The organism is Streptomyces sp. NPDC089915 (assembly GCF_040684675.1).
Lineage (GTDB): Bacteria > Actinomycetota > Actinomycetes > Streptomycetales > Streptomycetaceae > Streptomyces.
In genome coordinates, this window is sequence record NZ_JBFBGN010000055.1 from 14,769 (window position 1) to 33,171 (window position 18,403).

At 72.7% G+C, this 18,403-nt stretch carries 18 protein-coding genes and 1 tRNA gene; 12 read left to right on the forward strand and 7 right to left on the reverse strand.

Annotated elements, in window-relative coordinates:
• The first annotated feature begins 38 nt into the window (after nt 1-38).
• Nucleotides 39-110 (forward strand) — tRNA-Val (locus AB0O29_RS18340).
• Nucleotides 111-217: 107 nt separating this feature from the next.
• Here the strand turns inward: AB0O29_RS18340 and AB0O29_RS18345 are convergent.
• Nucleotides 218-943 carry a 3'-5' exonuclease gene (locus tag AB0O29_RS18345; RefSeq protein WP_365152830.1) on the reverse strand — a complete coding sequence of 242 codons (726 nt, stop codon included), beginning with the start codon at nt 941-943 and terminating at the stop codon, nt 218-220.
• 235 nt (nt 944-1,178) lie between these two features.
• On the opposite strand from AB0O29_RS18345, the gene AB0O29_RS18350 reads away from it, so the two are divergent.
• Complete coding sequence (locus tag AB0O29_RS18350; protein ID WP_344159266.1) at nt 1,179-1,757, forward strand: DUF4365 domain-containing protein; 579 nt, start codon at nt 1,179-1,181, stop codon at nt 1,755-1,757.
• Entirely contained in the window at nt 1,757-2,971 is a 1,215-nt protein-coding gene (locus tag AB0O29_RS18355; protein ID WP_365152833.1) for a hypothetical protein, read from the forward strand. Before AB0O29_RS18350 ends, AB0O29_RS18355 begins: the two co-directional genes overlap by 1 nt.
• 37 nt (nt 2,972-3,008) lie before the next feature.
• On the opposite strand, the gene AB0O29_RS18360 is transcribed toward AB0O29_RS18355, so the two are convergent.
• Both AB0O29_RS18360 and AB0O29_RS18365 read right to left on the reverse strand, forming a co-directional pair.
• On the reverse strand, nt 3,009-3,680 hold the full coding sequence (locus AB0O29_RS18360; RefSeq protein WP_365152835.1) for a hypothetical protein: 672 nt from the start codon (nt 3,678-3,680) through the stop codon (nt 3,009-3,011).
• Between the two features lie 85 nt (nt 3,681-3,765).
• Nucleotides 3,766-4,239: a GNAT family N-acetyltransferase gene (locus AB0O29_RS18365; RefSeq protein ID WP_365152837.1), complete on the reverse strand. Its 474-nt coding sequence runs from the start codon at nt 4,237-4,239 to the stop codon at nt 3,766-3,768.
• Nucleotides 4,240-4,482: 243 nt separating this feature from the next.
• On the opposite strand from AB0O29_RS18365, the gene thrS reads away from it, so the two are divergent.
• Together thrS and AB0O29_RS18375 are read left to right on the forward strand one after the other, a co-directional pair.
• Nucleotides 4,483-6,459 carry a threonine--tRNA ligase gene (thrS, locus tag AB0O29_RS18370; protein ID WP_365152839.1) on the forward strand — a complete coding sequence of 659 codons (1,977 nt, stop codon included), beginning with the start codon at nt 4,483-4,485 and terminating at the stop codon, nt 6,457-6,459.
• Between the two features lie 78 nt (nt 6,460-6,537).
• A complete protein-coding gene (locus AB0O29_RS18375) occupies nt 6,538-7,098 on the forward strand; it encodes an HIT domain-containing protein (RefSeq protein WP_365152841.1) in 561 nt (186 codons plus the stop codon).
• Here AB0O29_RS18375 and AB0O29_RS18380 read toward each other — a convergent pair.
• The 4 genes from AB0O29_RS18380 to AB0O29_RS18395 form a co-directional block, all read right to left on the reverse strand.
• Complete coding sequence (locus tag AB0O29_RS18380) at nt 7,095-7,655, reverse strand: hypothetical protein (RefSeq protein WP_365152843.1); 561 nt, start codon at nt 7,653-7,655, stop codon at nt 7,095-7,097. The genes AB0O29_RS18375 and AB0O29_RS18380 overlap by 4 nt on opposite strands.
• 49 nt (nt 7,656-7,704) lie before the next feature.
• Nucleotides 7,705-8,109, reverse strand: a complete 405-nt coding sequence (locus AB0O29_RS18385; protein ID WP_365152845.1) for a DUF1992 domain-containing protein — start codon at nt 8,107-8,109, stop codon at nt 7,705-7,707.
• A 41-nt stretch (nt 8,110-8,150) separates the two neighbouring features.
• Complete coding sequence (locus AB0O29_RS18390) at nt 8,151-9,833, reverse strand: hypothetical protein (RefSeq protein ID WP_365152847.1); 1,683 nt, start codon at nt 9,831-9,833, stop codon at nt 8,151-8,153.
• A 205-nt stretch (nt 9,834-10,038) separates the two neighbouring features.
• A complete protein-coding gene (locus AB0O29_RS18395) occupies nt 10,039-12,243 on the reverse strand; it encodes an elongation factor G-like protein EF-G2 (protein WP_365152849.1) in 2,205 nt (734 codons plus the stop codon).
• A 254-nt stretch (nt 12,244-12,497) separates the two neighbouring features.
• Between AB0O29_RS18395 and pgsA the strand changes: the two genes are divergently transcribed.
• The 7 genes from pgsA (at nt 12,498) to AB0O29_RS18430 (ending at nt 18,341) form a co-directional block, all read left to right on the forward strand.
• On the forward strand, nt 12,498-13,160 hold the full coding sequence (gene pgsA / locus AB0O29_RS18400; RefSeq protein WP_365152851.1) for a phosphatidylinositol phosphate synthase: 663 nt from the start codon (nt 12,498-12,500) through the stop codon (nt 13,158-13,160).
• Nucleotides 13,160-14,062: a phosphatidylinositol mannoside acyltransferase gene (locus AB0O29_RS18405; RefSeq protein WP_365152853.1), complete on the forward strand. Its 903-nt coding sequence runs from the start codon at nt 13,160-13,162 to the stop codon at nt 14,060-14,062. Before pgsA ends, AB0O29_RS18405 begins: the two co-directional genes overlap by 1 nt.
• Entirely contained in the window at nt 14,062-15,225 is a 1,164-nt protein-coding gene (locus tag AB0O29_RS18410; protein WP_365152855.1) for a glycosyltransferase family 4 protein, read from the forward strand. Before AB0O29_RS18405 ends, AB0O29_RS18410 begins: the two co-directional genes overlap by 1 nt.
• A gap of 70 nt (nt 15,226-15,295) precedes the next feature.
• On the forward strand, nt 15,296-15,838 hold the full coding sequence (locus tag AB0O29_RS18415) for a hypothetical protein (RefSeq protein ID WP_365152857.1): 543 nt from the start codon (nt 15,296-15,298) through the stop codon (nt 15,836-15,838).
• A 170-nt stretch (nt 15,839-16,008) separates the two neighbouring features.
• Complete coding sequence (gene pdxS, locus AB0O29_RS18420; protein WP_045947873.1) at nt 16,009-16,926, forward strand: pyridoxal 5'-phosphate synthase lyase subunit PdxS; 918 nt, start codon at nt 16,009-16,011, stop codon at nt 16,924-16,926.
• 11 nt (nt 16,927-16,937) lie between these two features.
• Nucleotides 16,938-17,531 (forward strand): pyridoxal 5'-phosphate synthase glutaminase subunit PdxT, encoded by a 594-nt coding sequence (pdxT, locus tag AB0O29_RS18425; protein WP_365152859.1) that lies wholly within the window; start codon nt 16,938-16,940, stop codon nt 17,529-17,531.
• Nucleotides 17,532-17,588: 57 nt separating this feature from the next.
• Nucleotides 17,589-18,341, forward strand: a complete 753-nt coding sequence (locus AB0O29_RS18430) for a YebC/PmpR family DNA-binding transcriptional regulator (protein WP_365152861.1) — start codon at nt 17,589-17,591, stop codon at nt 18,339-18,341.
• The last annotated feature ends 62 nt before the right edge of the window (nt 18,342-18,403 follow it).

The window sequence follows — 18,403 nt, forward strand, 5'->3', positions numbered from 1 at the left end:
ACAGACCCCGGGGCTCTTGTATTGTTCAGTCCGTTCCCGGGCGATTAGCTCAGCGGGAGAGCACTTCGTTCACACCGAAGGGGTCACTGGTTCGATCCCAGTATCGCCCACCGGGACAGGCCGGTCCGTCTGATGACGGACCGGCCTTCCGCATTCCAAGGCCGCATTCCAAGGCCGCGTTCCACGGCAGCATTCCAAGGCCGCGTTCCACGGTCCCTCAGGCCGCCGCCTGCACCTCCGGGCGCAGCGGCCAGTGCGGATCCACCGACTCCGGCGTGCCCTGCCGGGCGAACCACGCCTGGAGCCCGCGCGCCTGCGCCGCGTGCCAGACCGCCTGCAGCTGGTGCAGCTCCGCCGGGGTCAGCCGCTCCAGCCGCGAAGCGAACCGCCGCCCCACCGCCCGTACGAGCTCCAGCGAGGCCATCGCGTCCGCCGACGCGTCGTGCGCCCCCTCCAGCTCTATCCCGTAGTGCGCGCACAGGTCCGTCAGCGTCCGGCGGCCCTTGCGGTAGCGGTCCAGGTGCTTGTCCAGCACCCGCGGGTCCAGCACCGTCAGCGGCCGGTCGTCCAGGTACCGGGCGAGCGTCGACGCCCGGTGCCGGCGCAACTCCCGGTCCAGCAGCGTCAGGTCGAACGGCGCGTTCATCACCACCACCGGCCGGCCCGCCACCTGCTGCTCGCCCAGCGCGCGGGCTATCTCCTCCACCACCGGAGCGGGCCAGCGGCCGTTGCGCTGGAGGTGGTCATCGGTCAGCCCGTGCACTTCCGTGGCGCCCGGGGGCACCGGGACGCCGGGATTGACCAGCCAGCGCGTGGCGCGCACCCGGCCGCCCGCGCACTCCTGCACGACGAGCGCGGCGGACACGATCCGGTCCTGCTCGACGTCCACCCCGGTGGTCTCCGTGTCGAAGGCGGCCAGCGGCCCCTCGTACCAGCGTGTCATGGCGAACTCCTCGTCCCCGATCGGCAGATGGGGCGTACCGGGCGTCGGCGCCCCGGGACCTTGCCGCCCCCGCCGATTCCGTGATACCCGGGCCGTTCACCCCGTACGCCGTTTGCGGCGGGCCGGGTGCGGAGACAACTCCCCTGGGGGGTCGTACACGTGACCGGCCGTCACCCCGCATTCCGTCACCACCACCACACCCACGGCAGAGCCCGGAAGGCATGGGGAGCCGGCCATGGCGCTCGCGCAGCCCGAACCGGGCGGGGTGCTGGACGCGGACACCGGAGCGAGATCCGGTCCGCTGCGCGGCACACTCGCCACCACCGCATGTATGGAGACCCTTCAGGTGGGATACCTGCACGCCGTCGCGGCCGCCGCCGGCTGCTCGCTGTCCCAGCCGTTCCCGGACAACGGGATCGACTGGCACGTCAGCCACGGCGCGCCCGAGCACGTCGTCGACGACGAGGTCACCATCAAGGTGCAGCTGAAGGCCACCTACCAGATCCCGCCGCGCCCGGCGGGGCCCACTTTCGGCTTCACCCTCGACAACGAGCACCTGGTGAAGCTGGCCCGCACCCCCGTCGCGGTGCACAAGATCCTCGTCGTGATGCTCGTGCCGCGGGAGCGGGAGCAGTGGCTGAGTGCCGGGCACGACCGGCTCGACCTGCGGCACTGCTGCTACTGGACCAACCTCGCCGGGCATCCGGTGACCGGCCGGCGCCGGACCACCGTACGGATCCCGACCGCGCGGATCTTCGACGACCGGGCGCTGTGCGAGATCATGACCCGGGTCGGGTCGGGAGGGACACCCTGATGGACCGTCACGCACCGCGCCTGGAACCGCTCCCGCCGCCGCCCGTACGGCCGGCGGTCCCCGGCGCCCCCGATCCCGCCCAGGTGGACCCCCGGGTCCTCGGGGCCCTCCTGCACCGGCACGGCTGGCTGCGGCGCGGCGGGGCGGCGGGCCGCTACGGGCGCTGGACCCCGCCCGGGCACGGCGGCACCAGCCTCCTCGTCCCCGAGGCCCGGACCTTCCCCGACTGCGCGGACCTGCTGGAGGAGGCGCTGACCGCGCTGTCCCGCAGCGGGCTGCCGTCGGCGCGGGAGGTCCTGTTCGGGCTGAGCGTGCCGAGCGACGAGATCCGGTGGGAGCGCGAGGTCCCCGAGGCGCCGTACGGGTTCCACGGCGAGGCCGCCTGGACGGCGCAGGAGCGGCTGCGCTCGGCGGCCCGCCGCCTGCTGCTGGCCGGGGCCCTCGCCGAGCGCGCCCGGGCCGGCTACCACGGGGCCCGCCACCGCGCCCAGGCCGAGCGGGCCCTGGACGAGGTGCTGGTCGGCCCCGGCCCCGACGGCCGCCGGCTCGCCGCCTACGTGCCGGTGGACGGCGGGCGCGGGCTGGTGACGCGGCTGCACCACGCCCTGCACGCGGCCCGCGAGGCGGTGGACTACCAGCGGGCCACCGGCGGCATGGAGGCCTTCGACGCGGCCGTCGCCGCCGGGGTCAGCCGGGAGCTCGCCGACGCGCTGATCGCCCTCGTCCAGGGCTCGGAAGGGGCCCGGATCGCCCTGGCCTGGGCCCCGGCGGCGGGGGTCCCGGCCGGGTGCGCGGCCCGGCCGGAGCCGGTGGAGTTCTCGCCCGGCGACCTGCCCGTGCTGCGGGAGGCCTCCGCCCGCTACACCCGGTCCGAGCCGGCCGTCTCCGTACGGCTCGCGGGGGCCGTGGTGCGGATGCGCCGGGCGGGGTCGGGGGTCGGGGGGACGGTACGGCTGCGGGTGCTGGCCGGGGCGGAGGTGCCGTACGTCCGGGCCGCGCTCGGGGAGGAGGCGTACCGGACCGCGGTCCAGGCCCACCTGGCCGGGCTCCCGGTGCGGATCAGCGGCCGGCTCTCGCGGCGGGGCGGCTTCCGGCGGCTGGCCGACGCCTCGGACGTGGCGCCGGTCCCGCTCGACGAGGTGGAGCGGGACCGGCTGATGAAGTCCCTGGACGCGGCCTTCGACCCCGAGGACGTCCTGCCGTCGGACGACTGACCGCGCGGCGGGGGACCGCGGCCCGGGTCCCGCGGCCTCACGGGGCCGGGTCGGAGGCGCCGGCGGACGGGTCCCCCACTGCGGCGGTGAGGGGGTCGCCCCGCTCGACGGTGACGGGGACGCCCCCGGTGAGCTGCTCCAGGTGGGCCTTCAGCTCCTTCGAGGCGACGCCCCCGTCGGTGCTCGTCACCAAGACCCCGGAGGCGTCCGAGGCCGCGGAGAAGCTGTACAGCGGGAACTGCGGGCGGGCCCGGTCGGCGGTCAGCCGGCCGACGGCCTGGTTCAGCGCACGCCGGGTGTAGCGGCTCAGGTAGAGGTCCGCGCGGCCCGGGTCGACGGCGGGATCGGCCTTGCGGGCGGCCTCCAGCAGCTTCCGGCCCCGGGCGAGGTCGGTGACGCACAGCGCGACCCGGCCGGGCGGCTGGTCCGTCACGTGGCTCCCGTAGACGTCGGCGAAGGCCCCCCGGCCCTGCGCCCCGACGGCCTGCGACAGGCGGGCGGCCTCGGGGGTGTTCTCCGGGGTCCCGCCGACGGTGGTGGGCGGCGCGGCGGTGGCCGGGCGGTCGACGCCCGGGCAGGGGGGCGCCGCCGCCCCGGACGTAGGGAGCGGCGCGGGAGCCGCCGGGCCGGAGGCGGCGCCGCCGCAGCCCCCGACCAGCGCGGCGGTGACGGCGGCGAGGCCGGCGAACGTGACGGCGGTACGGCGCATGGTCCCTCGATCCCCTGGACGGCTCTGCTCCGAGCCCCCCTGGGACGCACCCGGCGGCGAACCGGTTCCCCGGGGCCCCTACCGGCTACCCGCCGTGCCGGAAGGAGGCCATCCGCAGGCCGGGGGCGGGGGAGAAGTCGGCGCCCCGGACGAAGCCGAGGCGTTCGTACAGGGCCACCGCCGGAGCGTTGGCCGCGCCCGTGGTCACCTCCACCGGCCGGCCCGGGAAGAGCTCCTCCAGTACGTGCCGCAGCAGCAGCGAGGCGGTGCCGCCGCGGAAGCGGGACGGGTCCACGCAGAGCCGGTCCAGGGTGACGGGGCCGTCGGCCTCCGGCTCCTCCCAGGCCACGAACCCGGCGACCGCCCCGTCCGGCGCCACCGCACCCAGCCAGCGCAGCGGCCGGCCCCGCAGCTGGTCGAGGCTCTCGCCCAGCGCGGGGATCCCGTCGAACCCGATCAGCTCCGCCTCCACCGCGTACGCGGCCCGCCCGATCCGGTGCACGGCGACGGCGGTGGCCTCGTCGCCCAGGTCGAGCGGACGGAGGAGGGGGTTCGGCACGGGGGAGGGTTCCCTTCGGGACGCGGCGGACACGGCCCGGCCACGCTACCCGCGCGCCCCGGCACCACGCGGTGGAATTCCGCCGCCCCGGCCGCCCCGCCCGACCCCGGCCGGCGGGGCGTCCGGCATAACCGTTTAGCGGCGCGGCCGCTCCGCTCGGTACGATTCACACGCGCCGGGACCACCGGCGCGTTCCCCGCCCGGCTGCCGCCGGGGAGGGCCCCCAGACTTCAGGAGAAACCGGTGTCAGACGTCCGTGTGATCATCCAACGCGATTCCGAGCGGGACGAGCGCGTGGTGACCACGGGCACTACGGCGGCCGAGCTGTTCGCCGGCGAGCGCACCGTCGTCGCCGCGCGCGTCGCGGGCGAGCTGAAGGACCTCTCGTACGAGGTCCGGGACGGCGAGACCGTCGAGCCGGTGGAGATCTCCTCCGAGGACGGCCTGAACATCCTGCGCCACTCGACCGCGCACGTCATGGCGCAGGCCGTGCAGGAGCTCTTCCCCGAGGCCAAGCTGGGCATCGGCCCGCCGGTCCGCGACGGCTTCTACTACGACTTCGACGTCGCCAAGCCCTTCACTCCCGATGACCTCAAGACCATCGAGAAGAAGATGCAGGAGATCCAGAAGCGCGGCCAGAGGTTCGCCCGCCGCGTGGTCTCCGACGAGGCGGCCCGCGAGGAGCTCGCGGACGAGCCGTACAAGCTGGAGCTCATCGGCATCAAGGGCTCCGCGTCCACCGACGACGGTGCGAACGTCGAGGTGGGCGGCGGCGAGCTGACCATCTACGACAACCTGGACGCCAAGACCGGCGAGCTGTGCTGGAAGGACCTCTGCCGCGGTCCCCACCTGCCCACCACCCGCAACATCCCGGCGTTCAAGCTGATGCGCAACGCCGCCGCCTACTGGCGCGGCAGCGAGAAGAACCCGATGCTCCAGCGCATCTACGGCACCGCGTGGCCGTCGAAGGAGGAGCTGAAGGCCCACCTCGACTTCCTCGCCGAGGCCGAGAAGCGCGACCACCGCAAGCTCGGCAACGAGCTCGACCTCTTCTCCGTCCCGGACGAGATCGGCTCCGGCCTCGCCGTCTTCCACCCGCGCGGCGGCATCATCCGCCGGACCATGGAGGACTACTCGCGCCGCCGGCACGAGGAGGAGGGCTACGAGTTCGTCTACTCCCCGCACGCCACCAAGGGCGCCCTCTTCGAGAAGAGCGGCCACCTGGACTGGTACGCGGAGGGCATGTACCCCCCCATGCAGCTCGACGGTGGTACCGACTACTACCTCAAGCCCATGAACTGCCCGATGCACAACCTGATCTTCGACGCGCGCGGACGCTCCTACCGTGAGCTGCCGCTGCGCCTGTTCGAGTTCGGCACCGTGTACCGGTACGAGAAGTCCGGCGTGGTCCACGGCCTGACCCGGGCCCGCGGCTTCACCCAGGACGACGCGCACATCTACTGCACCCGTGAGCAGATGGCCGACGAGCTCGACCGCACCCTCACCTTCGTGCTGAACCTGCTGCGCGACTACGGTCTGACCGACTTCTACCTGGAGCTGTCCACCAAGGACCCGGAGAAGTTCGTCGGCTCGGACGAGGTCTGGGAGGAGGCCACCGCGGTCCTCCAGCAGGTCGCCGAGAAGCAGGGCCTCCCGCTGACCCCCGACCCGGGCGGCGCGGCCTTCTACGGCCCGAAGATCTCCGTGCAGGCGCGCGACGCCATCGGCCGCACCTGGCAGATGTCGACCGTGCAGCTGGACTTCAACCTGCCGGAGCGCTTCGACCTGGAGTACACCGCGGCCGACGGCTCCCGCCAGCGCCCGGTCATGATCCACCGCGCCCTGTTCGGCTCGATCGAGCGGTTCTTCGCGGTGCTGCTGGAGCACTACGCGGGCGCCATGCCGCCGTGGCTGGCCCCGGTCCAGGCGGTCGGCATCCCGATCGGCGACGGGCACGTCGAGTACCTGCAGGATTTCGCCGCCGCGGCGAAGAAGCAGGGCCTGCGGGTCGAGGTGGACGCCTCCTCCGACCGGATGCAGAAGAAGATCCGCAACCACCAGAAGCTCAAGGTCCCGTTCATGATCATCGTCGGTGACGAGGACATGGCCGCGGGCACCGTCTCCTTCCGCTACCGCGACGGTTCGCAGGAGAACGGCATCCCGAAGGACGAGGCGCTGGCGAAGCTGGCCAAGGTCGTCGCCGACCGCGACCAGGTCTGATCCGGGCGGAGGCCCCCGGGAGCGATCACCTGGTGATCACTTTCCGGGGGCCTTCCTCGTTCCTCCGGACGAGGTCATATGCTGCGTCCTATGACGACTGAGCCGGAGCGGCAGAACGGTGTGGGCACGCACGACGGGTTCCAGCGGCTGTGGACCCCTCATCGGATGGCCTACATCCAGGGCGAGAACAAGCCGACCGGCCCGGAGGCCGGGGACGGGTGTCCCTTCTGCGGGATCCCGGAGATGTCCGACCAGGACGGCCTGATCGTCGCCCGCGGCAAGCACGTCTACGCCGTGCTGAACCTCTACCCGTACAACGGCGGCCACCTCATGGTCGTCCCGTACCGGCACGTCGCCGACTACACCGAGCTCGACGGCCCCGAGACGGCCGAGCTGGCCGACCTCACCAAGCGGGCCATGGTCGCGCTGCGCAAGGCCTCCGGGGCGCACGGCTTCAACATCGGCATGAACCAGGGCGCCGCAGCCGGCGCGGGCATCGCCGCGCACCTGCACCAGCACATCGTCCCCCGCTGGGGCGGGGACACGAACTTCATGCCGGTCGTCGGGCACACCAAGGTCCTCCCGCAACTCCTCGCGGACACCCGCCAGATGCTCGCCGACTCCTGGCCGAACGACTAGCCGCGGCGCGACGGCCCCGGGGCGTCCTGCGGGCCGTAGCGCGCCCTGTTCCAGGCCACCTGCTCGGCGGTCATCGACGACGAGATGCTGTTCACGTCGCCGACGAGCCGGTTGCCGCGCCGGGGAGCCCGCCCCCACTCGCGTTTCCGGAAGGCCATGACGGAGACCTGTGAAGCGGGCTGCCAGTGCAGGGTGTAGGCCGGCGCGTTGGCGTCCGGGACGTCCTCCAGGCCCACGCCGCGGTTGGCCAGCAGCCGCCGCAGCCGGTCGAAGCGCAGATGGCGGTCGAAGCGGCCGTACCGGTCGCGGATCGCCGGGTTGACGATGCCGCCGCCCCAGTACGCGAGGCGGTGCACCTGCAGGGTGAAGTGGTGCCCCTCCCAGGGGTGGTCGGGCGATTGGCGGAGCCAGAAGAACTCGACCAGTCCGTAGTCGCGCGCCATGGTGTCCGCGTACGCGCGGTTCTCGGCGAAGCCGGTGCCCAGGATCTCGGTGACCCGGTCGGGGCCGTCCGTCGGCCGGGCCCCGAGGACCGTTCCGGATGTGATCACGTCCACGTAGAACGCGAGGGAATGCGGGGTCAGTCTCCCCCTCCTTGACTGGTCGCTACTCGGCGGAACGGGTTGTCCGCCGCTCCGCCAGGACCGCCTCCACGTCGAACTCGGTGAGGTTCAGCGGCGGTCCCGGCGGGGGGCGGCGCAGGGCGGTGCGGATCTTCTCGTTGACCCCCGCCAGGAGCTCCCGGGCCCGGCGCTCGGTCGGGGCCGCCAGGGCCGCCTCGCGGGCGTCCTCGGCCTCCTTGCGCAGCGCCAGCGCGGGCGGCAGTGCGGAGAAGCCCTCGCGGTGCAGCTTCCCCTTGATCCACCACAGCTCGTCGTACGGGGCGTCCAGGGAGGCCAGCGGCTTGCCGAGGCCCGGCAGCCGGGCGAACTCGCCCCGCTCGGCGGCCTCCCTGATCTGCCGGTCCACGAAGGACTCGAAGCTGACCCCGGGCGGCTTGCGCTCGGTCACGGCGGCACCTCCCCGGGGCGGTTCGGACCCCTCCAGCCTACCTACGCGTCGTACACGTCCGCCTTGCGCGGGGCCGGTTCCTGGATCAGGCCGTTCATGATCGAGGAGCGGTTGGTGAAGGCCGAGGTGTCCACGCCGTTCTCGTCGAGCACCTTGAAGGCCGCCGCGTGCACCGCGCGCAGGACCGGGGCCACCGTGCGCAGGGCGTCGTCCGCCATGAAGCGGTGGCGCCACATCGAGCCCGCCCAGACGTGGCGCAGGCCGAACGGCTCGGGCAGGACCAGCTTGCCGCCGAAGTAGTCCAGCAGCGGCGGGTACCAGGTCAGGGGCGCGCGCACCGCGAGCCGTACCACCTCGCTCGCGTCCACCAGCGGCAGCGGGCGCTCGACCGTCTCCCAGAACCGGATCGACTTGGGGACCTCGACGACGGGCGGCTTGGACTTGGTGGTGAACAGTCCGTGCACCGGGCCGAGGGCGTGCGCGGTGACGTCCACGCGCAGGGTCTTGTAGAGGACGGTGACCGTGACCAGCATCGTGATCACGAGCTGGCCGTCCCAGAGCGGCCACTGGATGCCCAGGTAGTGCCGGTTGCCGGCGCTGAACTGCTGCTCGTTGCAGATGCGGGTGATCTCGTGCGGCTTGATCAGGAAGGTGTCCACGTCCTCGCCGCCGGGGCGGGCCACCTCGGCGGCGCCCTCGCCGACGGGGGTGACGATCCAGTGCTGGATCGAGGCGGGCGGGAAGCCGCCGGTGTGCAGGGGGCCGCGCTCCAGCTTGCGCAGCTGGGTGTCGATCGCGCGTATGACGTCCCAGCTGCGGAAGGGGTGGATCTCGTGGCCCTCGGTCTTCGGGGTCAGCTCCTCCGCCATCTGCCAGCTGCCCCAGCGGGTGCCCATGCCGAGGATGCCCTTGGGGCCGGCGTAGAAGACGGAGTTGCTGCGGTCCTCGGCGGTGAGCTTCGCCAGCTGGTGGCGGAGGTCCTCGCGGGCCTTCTCGTCCGGGTTGCCGGGGACCGCCTCGGGGACCTTGGCGGTGACCACGCCACCGCCGCCGAGCAGGCCGTCCCAGCGGGAGCGCAGGTCGGCGGCGGTCCGCTCGCAGATCCGGCGGGCGCCGTACCAGCCGAGGACGGGGGCGACGATGGCGCCGAGCAGGTAGAGCTCCAGCAGCCCGCTGCCGGGCTGGCGGTAGGCCACCCGGTAGAGCAGGACGGCGGCCACGAGGGCGACGCCGACCAGCAGGGCGGTGCCGATCCAGCTGTTCTTCTTGCCCCCGCCCTTGGCCAGGGTCTTGCGCAGCTGGAAGAGGCCCAGCCACATCAGCAGACCGGGCAGGAAGAGCACCCCGCAGACCAGCATGAGCAGGCGCAGCCGGCGGTCGCGCTCGCGGCGGATGCGGGAGGCGGCCAGGCAGTGCTCCACGACCGTCTGCGGGTCGGCGCCGAAGGACTGGATGAGCGGCTTGCGGCCCCCGCCCAGGGTGCGGGCCTCGACGGCGCGGCAGAAGGCCTCGCCGAGGTTGGGTTCGAAGAGGGAGATCTTCGGGTCCTTGACCGAGGCCGGGTGGTTCTCGCTGTTGGCCCCGAGGATGGTGCTCAGCTTGGTGTCCGCGCCGCCGTCGCGGTACGCGGCGGAGGCCAGCGCGTTGGTCGCGGCGGTCTGTCCGCCGCCGCCCTGCAGAGGGATCTGTGCTCCGGGCCTGAAGTCGAAACCGTCGTCCGCCACCGCTGCCCCCATCGCCGTGCCACTGTGCTCTTTGCCGGTGTTGCTCGTCGTGCCGTCGTGCTCGTCATGCCGTGTTGCTCGTCTTGCCGTCTTGCCGTCCGCGCCGAAGAGCCTAACGGCGTACTCGACCCCATGGTCATGGGACAGGGAAATACCGCCCACCGCAAGCGGGTTGGGTGGGCGGTGGCCGGAGTGTGATGTGACGCTATGTCACCGGGCTTCCCTTCTCGGCTTGTTCGCGCATCTTGTCCGCCAGCTGCGGGGGCATCGGCTCGTGCCGGGCGTAGCTGCGGCCGAACCGGCCCGTGCCGTGGGACACCGAGCGCAGGTCGACGGCGTAGCGGCCGATCTCGATCTCCGGCACCTCGGCGCGCACCCGGGTCCGGCCCGGCTCGGCCTGTTCGGTGCCGACGACGCGGCCCCGGCGTCCGGCCAGGTCGCTCATGACCGGGCCCACGTACTCGTCGGGGACCAGGACGTCGAGTTCGGCGACGGGCTCCAGCAGGTGGACCGGGATCTGGGCGGCGGCCTCGCGCAGGGCCAGGGCGCCGGCCGTCTGGAAGGCGGCGTCGGAGGAGTCCACCGAGTGCGCCTTGCCGTCGAGCAGGGTGACCCGTACGTCCACCAGCGGGTAGCCGGCCGCGACGCCTCGGGCCGCCTGCGCCCGTACGCCCTTCTCCACGGACGGGATGAACGAGCGGGGCACCGCGCCCCCGACCACCTTGTCGACGAACTCGATGCCGCTGCCGGGCGGGAGCGGTTCCACCTCGATCTCGCAGATGGCGAACTGGCCGTGCCCGCCGGACTGCTTGACGTGCCGGCCGCGCCCGGCGGCCTTGGCGCCGAAGGTCTCGCGCAGGCTGACCTTGTGCGGGACGGGGTCGACCTGGACCCCGTAGCGGGTGCGCAGCCGTTCCAGGGCCACGTCCTGGTGGGCCTCGCCGAGGGACCACAGGACGAGCTGGTGGGTGTGCGCGTTCTGCTCCAGGCGCATCGTGGGGTCCTCGGCGACGAGCCGGGCCAGGCCCTGGGAGAGCTTGTCCTCGTCGGCCTTGCTGTGGGCCTCGATGGCGAGGGGGAGCAGCGGCTCGGGCATCGCCCAGGGCTCCATCAGCAGCGGGGCGTCCTTGGCGGAGAGGGTGTCGCCGGTCTCGGCGCGGGTGAGTTTGGCCACGCAGGCGAGGTCGCCGGCGATGCAGGTGCCGAGGGTGCGCTGCTGTTTGCCGAAGGGGGAGGTGAGGGAGCCGATGCGCTCGTCGACATCGTGGTCCTCGTGGCCCCGGTCCTCCATCCCGTGTCCCGAGACGTGGACGGTCTCCTCGGGGCGCAGGGTGCCGGAGAAGACGCGGACGAGGGAGACGCGGCCGACGTAGGGGTCGGAGGAGGTTTTGACGACCTCGGCGAGCAGCGGCCCGGCGGGGTCGCAGACGACGTCGGGGCGCGGGCTGCCGTCGGGGGAGGTGACGGTGAGGGGCGCGCGTTCGGCGGGGGTGGGGAAGCCGCCGGTGACCAGTTCGAGGAGTTCCACGGTGCCCAGGCCCTGGCGGGCCCCGTCGGCGGCCGGCGCGGCCATCAGGACGGGGTGGAAGGTGCCCCGGGCCACGGCCCGCTCCAGGTCGTCGACCAGGGTCTTGAGGTCGATGTCCTCGCCGCCGAGGTAGCGGTCCATGAGGGTCTCGTCCTCGCTCTCGGCGATGATCCCCTCGATGAGGCGGGAGCGGGCGCCGTCGATGAGGGCGAGCTCGTCGGGGTCCGGGTCCCGTTCGGCGCGCTCGCCGGAGGCGTAGTCGTGGACCCGCCGCGAGAGCAGGCCGAGCAGGCCGGTGACGGGGGCGTGGCCGTCGGGGCCGGGGGTGCCGTAGCGGGGGAGGTAGAGGGGGATCACGGCGTCCGGGTCGTCGGCGCCGAAGATCTCGCCGCACACGGAGGCCATCTGGGAGTAATCGGAGCGGGCTGCCTCCAAATGGGTGACGACGATGGCGCGCGGCATGCCGACGGCCTCGCACTCGTCCCACACCATCCGGGTCGCCCCGTCGATCCCGTCGGCGGCGGAGACGACGAAGAGGGCCGCGTCGGCGGCGCGCAGCCCGGCCCGCAGTTCCCCGACGAAGTCGGCGTATCCGGGGGTGTCCAAGATGTTGATCTTGATTCCGGCCCATTCGACCGGGACCAGGGAGAGCTGGACGGAGCGCTGGCGGCGCTGCTCGATCTCGTCGTAGTCCGAGACGGTGCCCCCGTCCTCGACCCGTCCGGCGCGGTTCACGGCCCCCGCGGTCAGGGCCAGGGCTTCGACCAGGGTGGTCTTGCCTGCGCCGCTGTGGCCGACCAGCACGACGTTCCGTACGGAGTCGGGGCGGTCGGCCGTCAGTGCCCTGCCGGCGGCCCCGGCTTGGTGTGATGTGGGTCCCATGATGCTCGTGCCTCCCGGTGTCGCGGTGAAGGAGGGTGATCGGGGTTATTCGAGCTTTGCACCGGCGTCACACTGCGTCCATACGTCGTACCGGTCACGGGCGGCGGCGTGAAGGGGCACCCGGGAGGGGATGGCCGAAGCATTGCGCCCGGCGAACCGGAGGGTGCGGCGCGCCCCGCACCCGGCGCGCTGGCTACGATGGGCCAGCCGGTGGCCGTGGTGGCCGCGCGGCCCAGCGACCCTCCGGGAAGGCCATGCTGAACAAGTACGCGCGTGCGTTCTTCACGCGTGTTCTCACGCCGTTCGCCGCATTTCTCCTCCGTCGGGGGGTGAGCCCCGACGCGGTCACGCTGATCGGCACCGCCGGCGTGGTGGCCGGGGCGCTGGTCTTCTTCCCCCGGGGCGAGTTCTTCTGGGGCACGATCACCATCACCCTCTTCGTCTTCTCCGACCTGGTGGACGGGAACATGGCCCGCCAGGCCGGGGTCTCCAGCCGCTGGGGCGCGTTCCTCGACTCCACCCTCGACCGGGTGGCCGACGCGGCGATCTTCGGCGGCCTCGCGCTCTGGTACGCGGGCTCCGGGAACGACAACGTGCTGTGCGCGGTGGCGATCTTCTGCCTGGCCAGCGGCCAGGTGGTCTCGTACACCAAGGCCCGAGGCGAGGCGATCGGCCTGCCGGTGGCCGTCAACGGGCTCGTCGAACGCGCCGAACGCCTGGTGATCTCGCTGGTCGCGGCCGGCGTGTCCGGGCTCCAGACCTTCGGCGTCCCCTCGTGGATCGGGGTCCTGCTGCCCATCGCCCTGTGGGTGGTGGCGGCGGGCTCGCTCGTCACGCTGGTCCAGCGGGTGGTCACCGTACGCCGTGAGGCCGCCGAGGCCGACGCGGCGGCCCCCGCCGAGGGCGGTGCGGCCTGATGGCCTCGGGCAAGGACAAGCTCGTCGACGGGCTCTACGGACTCGGCTGGGCGGGCGTCAAGAAGCTGCCCGAGCCGGCCGCCGCGGCCCTCGGCCGGAAGATCGCGGACGTGGCCTGGAAGCGGCGCGGCAAGAGCGTGCTGCGCCTGGAGTCCAACCTGGCCCGGGTGGTGCCGGACGCCGGCCCCGAGCGGCTGCGCGCGCTCTCGCAGGCGGGCATGCGCTCGTACATGCGCTACTGGATGGAATCCTTCCGGCTGCCCGCCATGGACCCCCGGCGGTTCGGCACGGACGTGACCATGAAGGACGAGCACATCCTGCGCGAGGCCCTCGCCTCCGGGCGCGGAGTGATCGTGGCCCTGCCGCACCTGGCCAACTGGGACCTCGCCGGGGCCTGGGTCACCGGCCACCTCGGCATCCCCTTCACCACCGTCGCCGAGCGGCTCAAGCCCGAGTCCCTCTACGACCGCTTCGTCGCCTACCGGGAGAGCCTGGGCATGGAGGTCCTGCCGCACAGCGGCGGAGCCGCCTTCGGCACCCTCGCCCGCCGGCTGCGCTCCGGCGGGCTGATCTGCCTGGTCGCCGACCGGGACCTGTCGTCCTCCGGCGTCGAGGTCGACTTCTTCGGCGCCACCGCCCGGATGCCCGCCGGGCCCGCGCTGCTGGCGCAGCAGACCGGGGCGGCCCTGCTGCCGGCCACCCTGTACTACGGGGACGCCCCGAAGATGTACGGCCGGATCCACCCCGAGGTGGAGGTGCCCGCGGACGGGACCCGGGCCGATAAGACCGCCGCCATGACCCAGGCGGTGGCCGACGCCTTCGCCTCGGGGATCGCCGAGCACCCGGAGGACTGGCACATGCTCCAGCGCTTGTGGCTCGACGACCTGGAGGAGCGCCCGTAGTGAAGATCGGCATCGTCTGCCCGTACTCCTGGGACGTACCGGGCGGCGTCCAGTTCCACATCCGCGACCTGGCCGAACACCTGATCCGCAGCGGCCACGAGGTGTCCGTCCTGGCCCCCGCCGACGACGAGACCCCGCTGCCCCCCTACGTGGTGTCGGCCGGGCGCGCCGTGCCGGTGCCCTACAACGGGTCGGTCGCCCGCCTGAACTTCGGCTTCCTCTCGGCCGCCCGGGTACGGCGCTGGCTGCACGAGGGGGTCTTCGACGTCATCCACATCCACGAGCCGGCCTCCCCCTCCCTCGGCCTGCTCTCCTGCTGGGCGGCGCAGGGGCCCATCGTGGCCACCTTCCACACCTCCAACCCCCGCTCCCGGGCGATGATCGCGGCCTACCCGATCCTCCAGCCCGCGCTGGAGAAGATCAGCGCGCGGATCGCGGTCAGCGAGTACGCCCGGCGCACCCTCGTCGAGCACCTCGGCGGGGACGCCGTCGTCATCCCCAACGGCGTCGACGTGGACTTCTTCGCCGACGCCGACCCCAAGCCCGAGTGGGGCGGGCAGACCCTCGGCTTCATCGGCCGCATCGACGAGCCCCGCAAGGGCCTGCCGGTGCTCATGGCCGCCTTCCCGCGGATCGTCGCCGAGTGCCCGGACGTACGGCTGCTCGTGGCCGGCCGCGGCGACGAGGAGGAGGCCGTCGCCTCGCTCCCGGCCGAGCTGCGCTCGCGGGTGGAGTTCCTCGGCATGGTCTCCGACGAGGACAAGGCCCGGCTGCTGCGCAGCGTCGACGTGTACGTGGCCCCCAACACCGGCGGCGAGAGCTTCGGGATCATCCTGGTCGAGGCCCTGTCCGCAGGGGCGGCCGTCCTCGCCTCCGACCTCGACGCCTTCGCCCAGGTCCTGGACCAGGGGGCGGCGGGGGAGCTCTTCGCCAACGAGGACGCCGACTCCCTGGCGGCCGCCGCGACCGCCCTGCTGCGCGACCCGGCCCGGCGCGCGGAGCTGAGCGCCCGCGGCTCGGCGCACGTGCGCCGCTTCGACTGGTCGACGGTCGGCGCGGACATCCTGGCCGTCTACGAGACCGTCACCGACGGCGCGGCGGCGGTGGCCGCCGACGAACGCGTCCCGCTGCGCACCCGCCTCGGTTTCTCCCGGGAGTCGTAGCTCTCCCGGGGCTCCCGGGAGACCGGCGCGACGGGCGGGCGGCACGCCGGAGCCGGTAGTGTCGCCGCCCGTGATCGAAAACCTTGTCTGGATCGCGCTGGCGCTCGGCGCCGTCGGGGTCTACCTCAGCTGGACCGCCGGGCGGCTGGACCGGCTGCACACCCGGATGGACGCCGCCCGCGCCGCCCTGGACGCACAGCTCGTGCGGCGCGCCTCCGTCGTCCTGGAGGTCGCCACCTCCGGGGCGCTCGACCCCGCCTCCTCGCTCGTGCTCTACGAGGCCGCCCACGCCGCCCGGCAGGCCGAGGAGGAGCACCGCGAGGTCGCCGAGAGCGAGCTCAGCCAGGCGCTGCGCGCGGTCTTCGCCGACGCCGACCAGGTCGAGGTGCTCAAGACCGCCCCCGGGGGCGTGGAGGCGGCCGAGGAGCTGGCCGCGGCGGTGCGCCGGGTCCCGATGGCCCGGCGCTTCCTCAACGACGCCGTCCGGGCCGCCCGCGCCCTGCGCCGGCACCGCAAGGTCCGCTGGTTCCGGCTGGCCGGGCACGCGCCGTTCCCGCTCGCCTTCGAGATGGACGACGAACCCCCGGCCGACCTCGCGGACCGCCCGGCCTGACCCCGGCGGGAGGACGCGGACGGGCGCGGGACTGGGCCGATCGGGGTCCACCAGCGCCGTCGGGGACAAATCAAAGGGCCACCGGCTCCATATTGGCCCTTGTAGTGGACTGGTCGGTGGGGTTGTCTCTGCCGAGTAGTACCCCGTCTTCCCTTCCAGTGAGGTCAACCGTGAGCACGCTTCCCACCTCTCCCCAGTCCGCTGAGTCGGCCATCGGCACCTCCCGCGTCAAGCGCGGCATGGCCGAGCAGCTCAAGGGCGGCGTGATCATGGACGTGGTCAACGCCGAGCAGGCGAAGATCGCCGAGGACGCCGGCGCCGTGGCCGTCATGGCCCTGGAGCGGGTTCCGGCCGACATCCGCAAGGACGGCGGCGTGGCCCGGATGTCGGACCCGAACATGATCGAGGAGATCATCGAGGCCGTCTCCATCCCGGTCATGGCCAAGTCCCGCATCGGCCACTTCGTCGAGGCCCAGGTGCTCCAGTCCCTCGGCGTCGACTACATCGACGAGTCCGAGGTCCTGACCCCGGCCGACGAGATCAACCACTCCGACAAGTGGGCCTTCACCACCCCCTTCGTCTGCGGCGCCACCAACCTCGGCGAGGCCCTGCGCCGCATCGCCGAGGGTGCGGCCATGATCCGCTCGAAGGGCGAGGCCGGCACCGGCAACGTCGTCGAGGCCGTCCGCCACCTGCGCCAGATCAAGAACGAGATCGCCCAGCTGCGCGGCTACGACAACAACGAGCTGTACGCCGCCGCCAAGGAGCTGCGCGCCCCGTACGAGCTCGTCAAGGAGGTCGCCGAGCTCGGCAAGCTCCCCGTCGTCCTGTTCTCCGCCGGTGGCGTCGCCACCCCGGCCGACGCCGCGCTGATGCGCCAGCTCGGTGCCGAGGGCGTCTTCGTCGGCTCCGGCATCTTCAAGTCCGGCGACCCGGCCAAGCGCGCCGCCGCCATCGTGAAGGCCACCACCTTCTTCGACGACCCGAAGGTCATCGCGGACGCGTCCCGCAACCTGGGCGAGGCCATGGTCGGCATCAACTGCGACACCCTCCCCGAGGCCGAGCGCTACGCCAACCGCGGCTGGTAAGGCACCCCACGATGAACAACCCCCCCGTGATCGGTGTCCTGGCCCTCCAGGGCGACGTACGGGAGCACCTGATCGCCCTGGCCGCGGCGGACGCCGTGGCCAGGCCGGTCCGGCGTCCCGAGGAGCTCGCCGAGGTCGACGCCCTGGTGATCCCCGGCGGCGAGTCCACGACCATGTCGAAGCTCGCGGTCCTGTTCGGCATGCTGGAGCCGCTGCGCGAGCGCGTCCGCGCCGGCATGCCCGTGTACGGCACCTGTGCCGGCATGATCATGCTCGCCGACAAGCTGCTCGACGGCCGTGACGACCAGGAGACGCTCGGCGGCATCGACATGATCGTCCGCCGCAACGCCTTCGGCCGCCAGAACGAGTCCTTCGAGGCGAAGATCGAGTTCTCGGGCATAGCGGGCGGCCCCGTCGAGGGCGTCTTCATCCGCGCCCCCTGGGTCGAGTCGGTCGGCGCCTCCGCCGAGGTCCTCGCCACGTACGACGGCCACACGGTCGCCGTGCGCCAGGGCAACGTCCTCGCGACCTCGTTCCACCCGGAGCTGACCGGTGACGACCGCGTCCACGCGTACTTCGTCGACATGGTGCGCGCGGTGCTGTAATCAGGTCCCGGTAGGATCTGAGATGAACACTGTTGGTTACGCGAAGGAGACAGGCGGATGTCCGGCCACTCTAAATGGGCTACGACGAAGCACAAGAAGGCCGTGATCGATGCCAAGCGCGGCAAGCTCTTCGCGAAGCTGATCAAGAACATCGAGGTCGCGGCCCGTATGGGCGGTGCCGACATCGAGGGCAACCCCACGCTGTTCGACGCCGTTCAGAAGGCCAAGAAGCAGTCGGTCCCGAACAAGAACATCGACTCCGCGGTCAAGCGCGGCGGCGGCCTCGAGGCCGGCGGCGCCGACTACGAGACGATCATGTACGAGGGCTACGGCCCGAACGGTGTCGCGGTGCTCATCGAGTGCCTCACCGACAACCGCAACCGTGCCGCCTCCGACGTCCGCGTCGCCATGACCCGCAACGGCGGCTCGATGGCCGACCCGGGCTCGGTCTCGTACCTGTTCAACCGCAAGGGCGTCATCCTGCTGCCCAAGGCCGAGCTCTCCGAGGACGACGTCCTCGACGCGGTCCTGGAGGCGGGCGCCGAAGAGGTGAACGACAACGGCGACACCTGGGAGATCATCAGCGAGGCCACCGACCTGGTCGCGGTCCGCACCGCGCTCCAGGAGGCCGGCATCGACTACGACTCCGCCGACTCCAGCTTCGTCCCGACCATGCAGGTCGAGCTCGACGAAGAGGGCGCACGCAAGATCTTCAAGCTGATCGACGCGCTGGAGGACAGCGACGACGTGCAGAACGTCTTCGCCAACTTCGACGTCTCGGACGAGGTCATGGAGAAGGTCGACGCCTGACCGGCACAGCGGCACCAGTGACGGGCCGACGGGGACACACCCCGTCGGCCCGTCCTGTTGTC